The organism is Rhizobium lusitanum (assembly GCF_014189535.1).
Classification (GTDB): domain Bacteria; phylum Pseudomonadota; class Alphaproteobacteria; order Rhizobiales; family Rhizobiaceae; genus Rhizobium; species Rhizobium lusitanum_C.
This window is the reverse complement of record NZ_CP050308.1, coordinates 3,790,007-3,802,651: the sequence shown is the minus strand read 5'-3', so window position 1 is coordinate 3,802,651 and position 12,645 is coordinate 3,790,007. Positions and strand designations below refer to the sequence as shown.

General features: G+C 59.0%; 15 protein-coding genes. 6 read left to right on the top strand and 9 right to left on the bottom strand.

From position 1 onward, the window contains the following. Positions 1–150: 150 nt before the first annotated feature. Positions 151–633 carry a transcription antitermination factor NusB gene (gene nusB / locus HB780_RS32150; RefSeq protein ID WP_007692786.1) on the bottom strand — a complete coding sequence of 161 codons (483 nt, stop codon included), beginning with the start codon at positions 631–633 and terminating at the stop codon, positions 151–153. Positions 634–637: 4 nt separating this feature from the next. Beyond that, positions 638–1,093 (bottom strand): 6,7-dimethyl-8-ribityllumazine synthase, encoded by a 456-nt coding sequence (locus HB780_RS32145; protein ID WP_183692482.1) that lies wholly within the window; start codon positions 1,091–1,093, stop codon positions 638–640. 199 nt (positions 1,094–1,292) lie between these two features. Here HB780_RS32145 and HB780_RS32140 point away from each other — a divergent pair, with 199 nt between their 5' ends. From HB780_RS32140 to HB780_RS32130, 3 genes are read left to right on the top strand one after another with little or no spacing between them, the layout of a single operon-like run. Next, positions 1,293–1,790 (top strand): cupin domain-containing protein, encoded by a 498-nt coding sequence (locus HB780_RS32140; RefSeq protein ID WP_183692480.1) that lies wholly within the window; start codon positions 1,293–1,295, stop codon positions 1,788–1,790. Positions 1,791–1,842: 52 nt separating this feature from the next. Beyond that, positions 1,843–2,367, top strand: coding sequence for a GNAT family N-acetyltransferase (locus HB780_RS32135; protein ID WP_286203100.1), 525 nt, complete (start codon positions 1,843–1,845; stop codon positions 2,365–2,367). Between the two features lie 32 nt (positions 2,368–2,399). Then, positions 2,400–2,879 carry a GNAT family N-acetyltransferase gene (locus HB780_RS32130; RefSeq protein WP_183692476.1) on the top strand — a complete coding sequence of 160 codons (480 nt, stop codon included), beginning with the start codon at positions 2,400–2,402 and terminating at the stop codon, positions 2,877–2,879. 12 nt (positions 2,880–2,891) lie between these two features. Here the strand turns inward: HB780_RS32130 and HB780_RS32125 are convergent, their stop codons facing one another. The 5 genes from HB780_RS32125 to HB780_RS32105 all read right to left on the bottom strand — a co-directional run bounded on the left by HB780_RS32125 (position 2,892) and on the right by HB780_RS32105 (position 7,900). Next, on the bottom strand, positions 2,892–3,512 hold the full coding sequence (locus tag HB780_RS32125) for a riboflavin synthase (protein WP_183692474.1): 621 nt from the start codon (positions 3,510–3,512) through the stop codon (positions 2,892–2,894). After that, a complete protein-coding gene (ribD, locus tag HB780_RS32120) occupies positions 3,512–4,621 on the bottom strand; it encodes a bifunctional diaminohydroxyphosphoribosylaminopyrimidine deaminase/5-amino-6-(5-phosphoribosylamino)uracil reductase RibD (RefSeq protein WP_183692472.1) in 1,110 nt (369 codons plus the stop codon). The genes HB780_RS32125 and ribD overlap by 1 nt, the downstream gene beginning before the upstream one ends. A 2-nt stretch (positions 4,622–4,623) precedes the next feature. After that, a complete protein-coding gene (nrdR, locus tag HB780_RS32115) occupies positions 4,624–5,100 on the bottom strand; it encodes a transcriptional regulator NrdR (RefSeq protein WP_007692797.1) in 477 nt (158 codons plus the stop codon). 9 nt (positions 5,101–5,109) lie between these two features. Then, positions 5,110–6,408 carry a serine hydroxymethyltransferase gene (gene glyA / locus HB780_RS32110; protein ID WP_183692470.1) on the bottom strand — a complete coding sequence of 433 codons (1,299 nt, stop codon included), beginning with the start codon at positions 6,406–6,408 and terminating at the stop codon, positions 5,110–5,112. A gap of 178 nt (positions 6,409–6,586) precedes the next feature. Beyond that, the gene (locus HB780_RS32105) at positions 6,587–7,900 is read right to left on the bottom strand and encodes a L,D-transpeptidase family protein (RefSeq protein WP_183692468.1); all 1,314 of its coding nucleotides are present in this window, start codon (positions 7,898–7,900) and stop codon (positions 6,587–6,589) included. A gap of 579 nt (positions 7,901–8,479) precedes the next feature. Between HB780_RS32105 and HB780_RS32100 the strand changes: the two genes are divergently transcribed. Next, positions 8,480–9,511, top strand: a complete 1,032-nt coding sequence (locus tag HB780_RS32100; protein ID WP_183692466.1) for a DUF4062 domain-containing protein — start codon at positions 8,480–8,482, stop codon at positions 9,509–9,511. 343 nt (positions 9,512–9,854) lie between these two features. Here HB780_RS32100 and ldtR read toward each other — a convergent pair whose 3' ends face one another. Both ldtR and HB780_RS32090 read right to left on the bottom strand, forming a co-directional pair. Further along, entirely contained in the window at positions 9,855–10,370 is a 516-nt protein-coding gene (ldtR, locus tag HB780_RS32095) for a transcriptional regulator LdtR (RefSeq protein WP_183697675.1), read from the bottom strand. Positions 10,371–10,500: 130 nt separating this feature from the next. After that, positions 10,501–10,938 (bottom strand): DUF6163 family protein, encoded by a 438-nt coding sequence (locus HB780_RS32090; protein ID WP_183692464.1) that lies wholly within the window; start codon positions 10,936–10,938, stop codon positions 10,501–10,503. Between the two features lie 145 nt (positions 10,939–11,083). Between HB780_RS32090 and hemB the strand changes: the two genes are divergently transcribed. Together hemB and HB780_RS32080 are read left to right on the top strand one after the other, a co-directional pair. After that, positions 11,084–12,097, top strand: a complete 1,014-nt coding sequence (hemB, locus tag HB780_RS32085; RefSeq protein WP_183692462.1) for a porphobilinogen synthase — start codon at positions 11,084–11,086, stop codon at positions 12,095–12,097. Positions 12,098–12,174: 77 nt separating this feature from the next. Then, the gene (locus tag HB780_RS32080; RefSeq protein WP_183692460.1) at positions 12,175–12,633 is read left to right on the top strand and encodes an RDD family protein; all 459 of its coding nucleotides are present in this window, start codon (positions 12,175–12,177) and stop codon (positions 12,631–12,633) included. Positions 12,634–12,645 lie beyond the last annotated feature (12 nt).

Here is a 12,645-nt window from a genome sequence, read left to right as displayed (position 1 = left end):
AACGGAGATTGCGTTTGGGAAAACGTCGCGTCAAGACCGCCCACGGGTAAAACACCCGATGGCGGTTCAAAAGAACATTCGTAGCTGAAATCAGGCGCGAACGAAGCAAACGAAAGTAGACGGCGCCATCAACGGCGCCGACATCGCTGCTTATTTCTTCGCTTCGCCGCGAACTTGCTTGGCGATTCGATCGAGCACGGCGTTGACGAGCTTAGGCTCATCATCATCAAAGAAGGCGTGGGCGATCTCGACATATTCGGTAACGATGACCGCGACCGGGACATCCTTGCGGTCGAGAATCTCGAACGTGCCGGCGCGCAGGATGGCGCGCACGGTGCTGTCGAGGCGCGACAGCGCCCAATCGTCCTGAAGCGCGGAACCGATCAAGGGATCCAGCCGGGTCTGCTCGCGCACGACGCCGGAGACGATGGAACGAAACCAGGATGCGTCGGCCTTCAGATAGGTATCGCCATCCAGCTCCTGCCCGAGACGGTGCGCCTCGTATTCGGCCACCACCTCCAGCACGCCGGTTCCACCAATATCCATCTGATACAGCGCCTGAACGGCGGCAAGGCGGGCTGCCCCCCGCTGGTTCGCGGTCTTTGCCGGTCGCTCGTTATCCTGATTACTCATGAGCTTATGCACCCAACTTTTGTTTCAGCGCGATCATCGTCAGCGCCGCGCGAGCGGCAAAGCCGCCCTTGTCCTTGTCCGAACGGCGCGCACGCGCCCAAGCCTGGTCGTCGTTCTCGACGGTGAGGATACCATTGCCGATTGCCAGGGATTCGCTCACAGCCAGATCCATCAGCGCGCGCGAGGATTCATTGGCGACGATATCGAAATGATAGGTCTCGCCGCGAATGACCATGCCGAGCGCGACATAACCATCATACTGCGTGCCGCCACTGTCGCCACCATCAAGCGCCATCGCGATGGCAGCCGGAATCTCCAGCGCGCCGGGCACGGTGACGATGTCATAGGTCGCTCCGGCCTCTTCAAGTGCGGCCTTGGCGCCATCGAGAAGAGCGTCAGCCATATCGTCGTAGAAGCGGGCTTCCACGATCAGAATGTGGGCATTGGTAGAGCTGGACATACGTTACCTGCGGAATGAGAGGGCGGGCAGCACCGATAACGGCGGGTCAAACCACGGCGAGCCGCGCTTGGCAAGTGTTTTTCAGCTATCTGCCCCGATTCCGATCGGGATTTGGGGAAGATCGGGCCTTGCTGGAAATTGTATCTTCCACCGCCCCACTCGCTTCGATAATAATTCACCACCGGCAAGGGAGAGCCTCATGACAAAGAAGACCAGACGCGCCGTCAATATTGGCGAGCTTCAGCTCGACCATTGGCAGCAGGGAGATTTTTTTGCCGGCAGCGACGCCTCTTTCGGCGCATTGCTCGGCCTCAGGGATCTCGGCATCAGCTACAACGAAGTGCCGCCTGGCAAATCAGGCTGTCCGTTTCACAATCATCATGTCGAAGAAGAGCTTTTCGTCATCATCGACGGCGAAGGCGAATATCGCTTCGGGAGCGAGCGCTTTGCCGTAGCAAAGGGCGATGTGCTGGGGGCTCCGGCCGGCGGCCACGAAACCGCTCACCAGCTTATCAACACCGGTCCGGGCGTGCTGATCTATCTTGCCATCTCGACCAAGGCACAAACGGAGATCGTCGAATATCCCGACTCCGGCAAATTCCTGGCGAAGACCAACCGGGCCAATGAGACACGGTTCCGCTTTATCGGCCGTGACGGGGCGCCTGTTGATTATTGGGATGGCGAACCGGGAGCATGAGACGATGAGCATGAGTTCTGCAATGCCCGAAAGGAAGGAAATCGCCCCCACCATGACCATCATTCCCACCTTGACGACAGAGCGCTTGATCCTGCGCGCCCACCGGCTGGAGGAGTTCGAGGATTATGCCGACTTCTGGAAACAGAACGACCTGATGCGCTTCGTCGGTGGTGAACCGCTGTCACGCGAGCAGACATGGGCGCGTTTCCTGCGCTATACCGGCATGTGGCATCATCTGGGCTTCGCTTTCTTCGCCATCGAGGAGCGCGGCAGTGGCCGCTTTGTCGGCGAGGCGGGCTTTCTGGACTCCCATCGCGACATGAATCCGACGACGGAGGGCACCCTGGAGACAGGCTGGGCCATCTCGCCGCCATTACAAGGCAAAGGCTACGCAACCGAGGCCATCCGAGCGGCAATCGCATGGGCCGACGGGACCTTCGCGGACCGGCGCATGACCTGCATCATCGACCCTGAAAACACCCCATCGCTGCGGGTCGCCGAAAAGGTCGGTTTCCGCCGGATCGGCGAGACTGTCTACAAGGGTGGAACGAACGTCATGCTCGAGCGATGGAAATAAAGCGGCCGCGACCGCCGAAGGGATCGATGCCCATGAGTTCACAGCATGACATCGGCATTCGGGAATATAGCCCCGCAGACGCTGGCGCGACCATCGACATTTTCCTGAGGGCAATTCGGGAGATCGCGTCGAAGGATTACAATCCCGCACAAATCGATGCCTGGGCGAAGGTCGACGACGCCGGGGTCTGGGCAGAATGGCGCGCCAGCAGACCGACATGGCTGGCGATCCATGACACCCAGCCCGTCGGTTTTGCCGATCTCAAAGCGGATGGCTGCCTGGACATGATGTTCGTCCACCCTGATCATCAAGGCAAGGGCGTCGCCAGCCTACTCTTGGAAGCCGTGGAAGCAGCCGCCAGGGGTCAAGGGCACCGGCGGATTTTCACCGAGGCCAGCCTCACCGCCCGCCCCTTCTTCGAACGAAAGGGGTTTATCGTCCTGGCCGCTCAAACAGTGGAAAAACGGGGGCAGACCCTTCCAAACTTTCGCATGGAAAAATCGTTCGTCTGACAAGCTCGAAAATCAGCCTTCCCGGACGACCGGGAATTCCGCCAGCCGCGCAGCATAGCGGGCCATGGTGTCGACTTCGAAATTGACGAAATCGCCGGCCCTGCGTTCACCCCAGGTCGTGACTTCCAGCGTGTGGCGGATCAGAAGCACATCGAAATCCGTGCCATCGACGGCGTTGACTGTCAGTGAGGTGCCGTCGAGCGCGATCGATCCCTTGGGAGCGACGAATTTGGCCAGATGCTCCGGCGCGCGCAGGCGGTAGCGAGTGGCATCACCCTCCTCCGTCACCGACAGGATTTCCGCCTTGCCGTCGACATGGCCGGAGACGATATGGCCGCCGAGCTCGTCGCCGATCTTCAGCGAGCGTTCGAGGTTGATGCTGCTGCCAGCCTGCCATTTGCCGATCGTGGTCAAGCGCAGGGCTTCTTCCCAGGCTTCCACTTCGAACCAGCGGCCATTGCTGCCTGCTTCCGGCAGGCCGGTCACCGTCAGGCAAATGCCGGAATGGGAGATCGAGGCGCCCATGTCGATCGTCGCCGGGTCGTAGCTGGTGGCAACGCGCAGCTTGATGCCTTCCTTCAGCGGAGAGACGGATTCAACCGTGCCGATATCGGTGACAATTCCGGTAAACATCAAAAACCTCTTTCAAATTCGTCGCAGCGATCGTCGCCAAACTGGCTCGCGCGGATATGCCTGAAACTGGGTGGGATATTGGTCTTCGTGACCGGCGATTCAATACCACCCTCACCGATCGCATCCGGCCCCTGGAAGAGAAGAATGCGGTCGACCAGATCCGCATCGAGGAAGCGCTGCGCCGCCCTTGCTCCGCCTTCGACCAGGAGGGTGGAGATGCCGCGTGTGCCGAGCGCTTCCAGCAGCTCGCCCGGTTCGCCGGAATTGGATTGCAGCACCTCGACTCCAGCGGCGTCCAAGGCGGCGCGACGGGCCATGAAGACCTTGTCAGTATTTTCATCGAAGGGCGGCGGATGGCCGGCGACAGCGATGACCGGATATTGCCGCGCCGTCTTGACGAGCTTGCCACCGAGCGGAAGCTGAAGCTGATCGTCTATGACGATGCGCAGCGGCGTTCGATCTTCCAAGCCCGGCAGGCGGCAGGTCAATTCCGGATCGTCGGCGATCGCCGTGCCGATGCCGACCAAAATGGCGTCGTTTTCGGCGCGCAGGACCTGCACCTGGGCGCGGGAGATGTCACCGGTGATGCGCACTTGCCCCGTGCCCGTCCTGCCGATCATCCCATCGGCGGAAACGGCAAGCTTGAGAGTCACATAGGGCCGGTTTCTCGTCTGGCGCATGAGATAGCCGGCAAGCTCGCGCCTGCCCTCTTCCTCGAGAATGCCGGTATCGACCTCGATCCCGGCGTCACGCAGCATGGCGATACCGCGTCCGGAAACACGCTGATCGGGATCGGTGACGCTGATGACGACCCGGGCGACGCCATAGGCGATCAGTGCCTCGGAGCAAGGCGGTGTCTTGCCGTAATGGGAACAGGGTTCGAGGGTGACATAGGCCGTGGCCCCCCTCGCCGCCTCGCCGGCGTCGGCGAGCGCCTGGGTCTCGGCATGCGGCCGACCTCCGACCGCAGTAACGCCACGACCGATGACGGCACCGTCCTTGACGATCACGCAGCCGACGGAAGGATTGGTGGAGGTAAGCCCCAGATGCCAGCGCGACAGACGGATCGCCGCGGCCATGAAACCTTCGTCGTCCGGCCGGGGCGTCATGGTCAGGGGTCCAGTGGATCGCGGGCGATCTTGGCGTTGATCTCGGTGATCACGTTCTCGAAATCCTCCGCATGCGAGAAATCGCGATAGACGGAAGCGTAGCGCACGAAGGCGACGTCATCGAGGCTCTTCAGCGCTTCCAGCACCTGCAGGCCGATCTGTTCCGAGCTGATTTCCGTCTCGCCGGAGCTTTCCAGGCGGCGGACGATGCCGGAGACGGCACGCTCGATGCGGTCCCGGTCGACCGGACGCTTGCGCAGCGCGATCTCGAAGGAGCGCACCAGCTTGTCGCGATCGAACAGCACCTTGCGGCCGGTCTTCTTGATGACCATCAGCTCGCGCAACTGCACACGCTCGAAGGTGGTGAAACGGCCGCCGCAATCCGGACAGATCCGCCGCCGGCGAATGGAGGTATTATCCTCCGCCGGCCGCGAATCCTTGACCTGGGTATCTTCCGAACCGCAATAGGGGCAGCGCATTCGCTCTCCTTAGCCCATATAGCCGTACATCGGGAAGCGATCGGTAAGCTTGATCACCTTCTCGCGCACGGCGGTCTCGACAGCAGCATTGCCTTCATCGGAATTGGCGACCTTCAGGCCATCCAGCACTTCGATGATGAGATTGCCGATCTCGCGGAATTCAGCTTCCTTGAAGCCGCGCGTCGTGCCGGCCGGGGTGCCGAGACGGACGCCGGAGGTGACGAAGGGCTTTTCCGGATCGAAGGGAATGCCGTTCTTGTTGCAGGTGACGTAGGCGCGGCCAAGAGCAGCCTCAGCGCGCTTGCCGGTGGCGTTCTTCTTGCGCAGGTCGACCAGCATCAGGTGGTTGTCGGTGCCGCCGGAGACGACGTCGACGCCGCCGGAGATCAGCGTTTCGGAGAGCGCCTTGGCGTTCTTGACGACCTGTGCGGCATAGTCCTGGAATTCCGGCTGCAGCGCTTCACCAAGGGCCACGGCCTTGGCGGCAATGACATGCATCAGCGGGCCGCCCTGGAGACCCGGGAAAACGGCCGAGTTGAACTTCTTCGCCAGACCCTCGTCATTGGTGAGGATCATGCCGCCGCGCGGGCCGCGCAGCGACTTGTGGGTCGTGGTCGTCGCGACATGGCAATGCGGGAACGGCGACGGATGCTGACCACCGGCGACGAGTCCGGCGATGTGCGCCATATCGACCATCAGGTAAGCGCCGACGCTATCGGCGATCTCGCGGAAGCGCTTCCAGTCCCAGATGCGGGAATAGGCAGTGCCGCCGGCGATGATCAGCTTCGGCTTGGTTTCCTCGGCCTTGCGCTGAACCGCTTCCATGTCGAGCAGGTTATCGCCTTCGCGCACGCCGTAGGAAACGACATTGAACCACTTGCCGGACATGTTGACCGGCGAACCATGCGTCAGGTGACCGCCAGAATTGAGGTCGAGCCCCATGAAGGTGTCGCCCGGCTGCAGCAGCGCCAGGAATACGGCCTGGTTCATCTGCGAACCGGAATTCGGCTGGACATTGGCGAAGTTGACGCCGAACAGCTTCTTGGCGCGCTCGATGGCAAGCTCTTCAGCGATATCGACGTATTGGCAGCCGCCATAATAGCGCTTGCCCGGATAGCCCTCGGCATATTTGTTCGTCATGATCGAGCCCTGCGCTTCCAGCACGGCGCGGGAAACGATGTTTTCCGAGGCGATCAATTCAATCTCGTGCCGCTGGCGACCCAGTTCCTTGCCGATTGCGCCAAAGATTTCCGGATCGGTATCGGCGAGCGAGCGATTGAAGAAAGGTTCGGTGGAAGCAGTGGTCATGGCGAGAGCTCCTGAGCGGGCTGAGACGGCAATGGAGACACGGTATTAGCGTCAGGGTTGCCCGAGGGCAATACGATCAGCGACATTTGCTGGGCATTCTACGATGAGCACCTCCCGCAAACGAAAAAGCCGCATCCAAAGACGCGGCTTTTCACAAATTTCCTCAAAGCAAGGCCGATTATTGAACCGGCTGCTCCATGCCCTGGGTCGTGTCGAGCGCGAGCTGGGCATTGCCGTCGAGCTGATAGATATCGTCGCGGAACTGGACGATGCCGTCGGCAGCGCTCCAGGCGGAGATATAGACGAAATAGACCGGCACTTCCGTCGCCAGCTTAATTGGCGTGTTGACGCGAGTAGATATGACCTGCTCGATGTGCTGGCGCGGCCAGCCCGGAGTGTCGGTCAACAGCCAAGTCGCCAGGTCGCGGACATTCTGAACGCGCACACAGCCCGAGCTATCGAAACGCATCAGCTTGTTGAACAGGCCCTGTTCAGGCGTGTCGTGCATATATTCGTTGTTGGGATTATAGAAGTTGATCTTCGTGGACGCCATGGCGTTGGTCTTGCCCGGATCCTGACGGAACATCAGGTTCGGCGCCTTGTCCGAATTCCAGTCGATCGTCTCAGGCGCAACTTCCTGACCCTTGCCGTCGAGAAGGCGGATGTTGTTCTTCGACAGGTAGGTCGGATCCTTCCGCATCAGCGGCATGATGTCCTTGATGATGATGGAGCGCGGCGCCGTCCAGTATGGGTTGAGGATGACCTCGTAGATCTTTGAATTGATAAGGTGCGTCGGGCGCGATTCCCGGCCGACGATCGCCTCGTGACGCAGCGCCACCTGGCCATCCTCTACGGCTTCGACGCGGGTCGCCGGGATGTTGACCATGACGTGACGGCGGCCCAGATCGGCGGGGAACGTCTGCAGGCGAACGAGGTTGGTGTTCAGCTGCTGCAGACGAACATTGGCGGGAATGTTCATCGCCTTCAGCGTGAAGTCGCCGATGACACCATCCGGCGGCAGGCCGTGGCGGGCCTGGAAACGCTTCACGGCGCCATCGACATAGGAGTCGAAGGCGGAGGAAATGCCGGCTTCCCTCGGCAGGTCGCCCGTCACCATCAGATGCTGGCGCAGCGCCTGAACGGCACCGTCGGTGACGCCGAGCTGCAATTTCTGATCGCCGGGGGTAATCTGCGGCCAGCCGCCGTTGGCGGCGATATTCTGATACTGGGCAATCGCCTGCTGGACGTTCGGGACGGAATCAGGCCCGAGGATCGGCGTGTTCGACTGGACGGCGGCGGCCGTGCGTGCCGCGGCCTTTGCATCGAACTGGTCATCCCAGTTGCCGCGGGCGCGATTGTTGATCAGCGCGTCGAGCGGCGTCTGATCCTGCTGCGCAAGAGCAGGAGCGGCCAAGGCGGCCACGCCAAAAGTTGCCGCAGACCGCAGGAAGGAGCGGCGCGAGAAAGGTTCAATTCCGTTTTTCTTCGACATATCCCTACCGTTCAACGCTGCGATCAGTTTCATCCGCAGCCAAGAGAGGAAGCAGCAAATACCCCGGCTCGCGCCAAGTCGTGCAGCTCAGTATCAATCCGTTGTCTTAAAGCACCACAAAAACTTCGTCACGGACCGTCACAATATTGCGAGCCCAAAGCGTTCAGGCATGAAAATCATGACTTGAAGCACCGCTTGCCATCTGTTTCCGCTGTCATAGCAATATGGCCGATTCGTGTCGCCCGGCATGAAACTTGCCTGCGCCTGCCGGATCGGACGAAATGCCATGTTGCACTTGCTAAAATATCACTAGATCAGCGCGGTTAATAGCGCCTGTTGATCCGGCGTCAATGGTGTAGAGGTCGCAAACAGCGGTCTTCCCGCAACCTCGCGACGGGACGTGGCAAAAAGCCCACAGAACGGGGGCCGCTCCTAGTCCATATGGGTACAAACCGAACACACGGGGAATTTGCTCAGGTTACCTTACTGAAAAGTCCTATGGGCCGAAAATATCCATGGGCACACCTCTAAGATGTAGTATTGATATAATACTGCTCTATTGCGCATTGAGAGGCATCCATGGACGTCAAATATCAGGTCTTCGTCAGCTCGACTTTTGTTGACCTGCGAGAGGAGCGGCGATCGGTAATCGAGTCAATCTTAAACCTTGGTCATATTCCTGTTGGTATGGAAGCCTTTCAAGCCAGCGACGACACGCAATGGGAGTATATTAAGCGACGGATAGACGAGAGCGATTACTACGTCGTCATTGTTGCCGAGCGGTATGGCTCCGAAGAGAAAGGAAAAAGCTATACGCAAATGGAATACGAGTATGCCGTGGAAATCGGCGTGCCTGTAGCAGCTTTTCTGCTTGATAATGTCGCCCGCAAGACTTGGCCCGCTGAAAATGTAGAGTTTGAGAAGAAGAAGAAAATTGAACAACTCAGGAAGCTCTGCCAGAAGAAACTCGTGAAATTCTGGAAAAATAGCGACGACTTGGGGGGCAAGGTAGCACTTGCTCTCAACGAGCTAACGCGGCAAAAACCGCGTACCGGCTGGGTACGAGCGGATAGTATTCCCTCTAAAGACGTGCTTGAAGAGCTTTCACGCCTCTCTGAAGAAAGACGACACCTCCAGAGCGAAGTCGAGAAGCTTTCGGCAAACAACGAGAAATTACACATTCCGGCAAGCGCACTATGGCTTATCAACGACCTGAAGCGGAAGTCCGTCGCGGACTTTTGCTTCGCTAGAGGCATTGAAATCCCTTATACAGCGAACCTTCTGGATTTTTTCTGGGAAATCTTGCCGAAGGTTACAAGTGGGCTCGGCACATTTATGGCCCAATATGAACTTGCGCCTATCATTCACGTAGATGACAAGAGTCCTTCCAATGAACTTTCTTATGCAGTGCACGACATCTTTAATGAATTTGTTCTTGCAAACTTAATTGAACGACGCATCCAACAAACGTATAGCTTTGAAAAACCCCGAACCGACGAGCTTTACTTCCTGACCGACTACGGCAAGCAATTCGTTATGTTTGCGAGAGAGGCCAGCCTTAGAGAAATTCAAGCCGCCGGAAAAGGCAATGCCTCCACAGACCCGGGATGAGATTCCAGCATCGTACATAGCTTAGTGTTCCCATTTATGGGCAGACATCATGCAAATTGCTCACGACAACGTTCGCGGAGACAAGGAAGCTCAATTTGAGCCTCCCGAAATGCCTTCACTCATAATGTAGACCCTCGGCATACATAGCGCGGCGATGCTTGAGAATTTCGACGTAGCCTTGTTGCAAAGGACTACGAAAACGTTGGACCTGTAACGAGAAGTGGCAAAAAGCCCACAGAATGGGGCAGATATCCCTCCCCTTGAACAAACACAGCCGGACGCGCAGGGAACGCATCCGGCTTGTTTTGACTGGAGAGTCTCGCGGTCAATCCGCTGACATTGCTTACATGCGATAAGCGATACTATCGTTCCAGAAGCGGTCGAGGCGCTGCAGGAGCTTGTTCATCTGGGTGAACTCGTCCGTGCCGATGCCGCCGACCTTGTCGATCGAGCCGATGTGGCGGTCGTAGAGCTTGGCGACGGTTTCGGCGATATCCTGACCGCTATCCGTCAGGCTGATGCGGACCGAGCGACGGTCGATGCGCGAACGCTGGTGATTGATGAAGCCGAGGTCGACCAGCTTCTTGACGTTGTAGGAAACGTTGGAGCCGAGGTAGAAGCCGCGCGAGCGCAGTTCGCCGGCGGTGAGCTCGGAATTGCCGATGTTGAAGAGGAGCAGTGCCTGGACGGCGTTGACGTCGTCGCGACCCTGGCGGTCGAACTCATCCTTGATCACATCGAGGAGACGGCGGTGAAGACGCTCCACCAGGTGGAGGGATTCCATGTACAGACCACGGATATCCTCGACCTGCTGGTCCCGAGCGGTTGCGACTGCCTGCGGCTTGATTTTCGTGTTCATCATGACTTGGCCTCACTGTTTGTTTGGCGGTGTCGTTTTCTTCCCGCCTTGAGTGAGACCCTATCGAATACACATAAAATTCTACTTAAACTGCAAGCTTAACAGCACCTTACCACGAGGCCTTAGTGTCTCAGGGTAAATCAACCATTACCTGCTGCTGGCGCCGGCGCTTTTCCAGCCATAGCAAAATGCGAAAAGCACAGTAGAGAACGGCCACGCAGGCATGCAGGATCACGATCAATAAATTGGAGCCGAAGATCTGCGGCCAGAGGCCGTACATCAGCGCCTGGCCGCCTGCGGCAAGCACCCAGATGACCGGCCCCCAGGAGACTGTCAGCCACAGGCCGAGAGCCGCAACGGGGAAGACGACGGCAAGACCGGCGCTTGCCACCTTCCAGGGCAGGTTGAGCAGATCGAACCGGGCCTGGCCCGCCAGCGAATAGCCGACCAGCATCGACCAATATTGCAGGCCCAGCCAGAAACAGGCAATGGCGATCAGCCGCAGGAACACGACGAACAGAATGTCCGTCAGCGTGTTCTTGGGTATGGCGGAAGAATCAGGTTCCATGCGCGAACAATACGTAGGAGGTTACGGGCTTGCCAGAGCTATAATGGCTGCGGCCTTTCGCCCGGTTTTTAATCCTGGGGACAGCGTGATAGGTACGCTGCCTATACATTAAGGCCATAGATAGACCAAAGAGGACGGCGGCACCATGCAGGACAAGACGCATCTTGTTGACGAGATAACCGGGCATCGGCGGATGCGGCGCAATCGCAAGGCCGACTGGACGCGTCGCCTGGTGCAGGAAAACCGCCTGACCGTCGACGACCTGATCTGGCCAATCTTCGTCATCCCCGGTAGCGGCATCGTCGAGCCGATCCCGGCCATGCCCGGCGTCAATCGCATGACCGTCGACAAGGCCGTGGAAGCGGCAAAGGAAGCCGCCGATCTCGGCATCCCAGCACTTGCCACCTTTCCGAATATCGAAATGCACCTGCGCGACGAAACCGGCTCGAATAGCCTGGAAAAGAACAACCTCATCAATCTCGCCACCGCCGCCATCAAGAAGGCGGTGCCGAATATCGGCGTCATCACCGACGTCGCACTCGACCCCTTCACCAGCCACGGCCATGACGGCATTCTGCGCGGCAACGACATCGTCAATGACGAAACGGTCGAACAGGTGATGCGCGCCGCTGTCTACCAGGCGGATGCCGGCGCCGATATCATCGCGCCGTCGGAAATGATGGACGGGCGCATCGGCGCCATCCGCCATGCACTCGATGCCGCCGGCCACCAGGGCGTCGGCATCATGAGCTACGCCACCAAATTCAGTTCGGCCTTCTACGGTCCCTATCGCGAGGCGATCTCGACCGGCGGCCTGCTGAAGGGCGACAAGAAGGCCTATTATATAGACCCGGCCAATGGCACCGAGGCGGTGCGCGACGCCGCTCTCGACGTCGAGGAAGGCGCCGACATGCTGATGGTCAAGCCTGGCCTGCCCTATATCGACATCTGCTGGCGCCTGAAGGAAGCTTTCGGCCTACCGACCTTCGCCTACCAGGTCTCCGGCGAGTATTCGATGATCAAGGCGGCGGCGGCCAATGGCTGGATCGACGGCGAGCGGGTGATGCTGGAAACGCTGCTCGCCTTCAAGCGCGCCGGCTGCGACGGCATCCTCACCTATTTCGCCATGGACGTGGCGAAGCTTCTGGCAAAGAGGTAACTGCTAACCACAGGCTTATTGCATTTGCCGAAGCTCACACCATATGTTCCGCGAATGTTTCTCTAAGGAAGAAGACAATGAGCTCTAATCCCAGCCCGCTTTATGCAGCACCGGACGACTGGCGCGCCTATAGTGGCGTGCTGAGCCGGCGCATCTTCGCGTTCATCATCGACTACGTCATCGTCGCCCTGCTCTGCATTCCGGCGGCCATCGTTCTGTTTTTCGTCTCGGTCCTGACGCTTGGGCTCGGTTTCTTCCTCTACCCTGCTCTCTTCATCATCGTGGCCGGCCTCTATTTCGGCTGGACGCTCGGCGGTCAGCACCACGCCTCGCTCGGCATGCGTGCCGTGGGGATCGCCATGGTGCGCGTCGACGGCCGTCGGATGGATTTCCTGACCGCCATCGTGCATCTGGCCCTGTTCTGGATTCTGAATTCCATCCTGACGCCGCTTATCCTGCTGGCGGGTCTTTTCATCGAACGCAGCCGCCTGATTCATGACCTGCTGCTCGGCACGGTCATCGTCAAAACGGCGTAAATCAAGACGATA

Excerpts from the sequence above, each read along its gene's own strand:
- HB780_RS32090 (WP_183692464.1), bottom strand. The coding sequence starts at position 10,938 with ATGGAACCTGATTCTTCCGCCATACCCAAGAACACGCTGACGGACATT.
- HB780_RS32130 (WP_183692476.1), top strand. The coding sequence starts at position 2,400 with ATGAGTTCACAGCATGACATCGGCATTCGGGAATATAGCCCCGCAGAC.
- hemB (WP_183692462.1), top strand. The coding sequence starts at position 11,084 with ATGCAGGACAAGACGCATCTTGTTGACGAGATAACCGGGCATCGGCGG.
- HB780_RS32135 (WP_286203100.1), top strand. The coding sequence starts at position 1,843 with ATGACCATCATTCCCACCTTGACGACAGAGCGCTTGATCCTGCGCGCC.
- nusB (WP_007692786.1), bottom strand. The coding sequence starts at position 633 with ATGAGTAATCAGGATAACGAGCGACCGGCAAAGACCGCGAACCAGCGG.
- HB780_RS32105 (WP_183692468.1), bottom strand. The coding sequence starts at position 7,900 with ATGTCGAAGAAAAACGGAATTGAACCTTTCTCGCGCCGCTCCTTCCTG.
- ldtR (WP_183697675.1), bottom strand. The coding sequence starts at position 10,370 with ATGAACACGAAAATCAAGCCGCAGGCAGTCGCAACCGCTCGGGACCAG.
- HB780_RS32125 (WP_183692474.1), bottom strand. The coding sequence starts at position 3,512 with ATGTTTACCGGAATTGTCACCGATATCGGCACGGTTGAATCCGTCTCT.
- HB780_RS32140 (WP_183692480.1), top strand. The coding sequence starts at position 1,293 with ATGACAAAGAAGACCAGACGCGCCGTCAATATTGGCGAGCTTCAGCTC.
- ribD (WP_183692472.1), bottom strand. The coding sequence starts at position 4,621 with ATGACGCCCCGGCCGGACGACGAAGGTTTCATGGCCGCGGCGATCCGT.
- HB780_RS32100 (WP_183692466.1), top strand. The coding sequence starts at position 8,480 with ATGGACGTCAAATATCAGGTCTTCGTCAGCTCGACTTTTGTTGACCTG.
- HB780_RS32080 (WP_183692460.1), top strand. The coding sequence starts at position 12,175 with ATGAGCTCTAATCCCAGCCCGCTTTATGCAGCACCGGACGACTGGCGC.
- glyA (WP_183692470.1), bottom strand. The coding sequence starts at position 6,408 with ATGACCACTGCTTCCACCGAACCTTTCTTCAATCGCTCGCTCGCCGAT.
- nrdR (WP_007692797.1), bottom strand. The coding sequence starts at position 5,100 with ATGCGCTGCCCCTATTGCGGTTCGGAAGATACCCAGGTCAAGGATTCG.
- HB780_RS32145 (WP_183692482.1), bottom strand. The coding sequence starts at position 1,093 with ATGTCCAGCTCTACCAATGCCCACATTCTGATCGTGGAAGCCCGCTTC.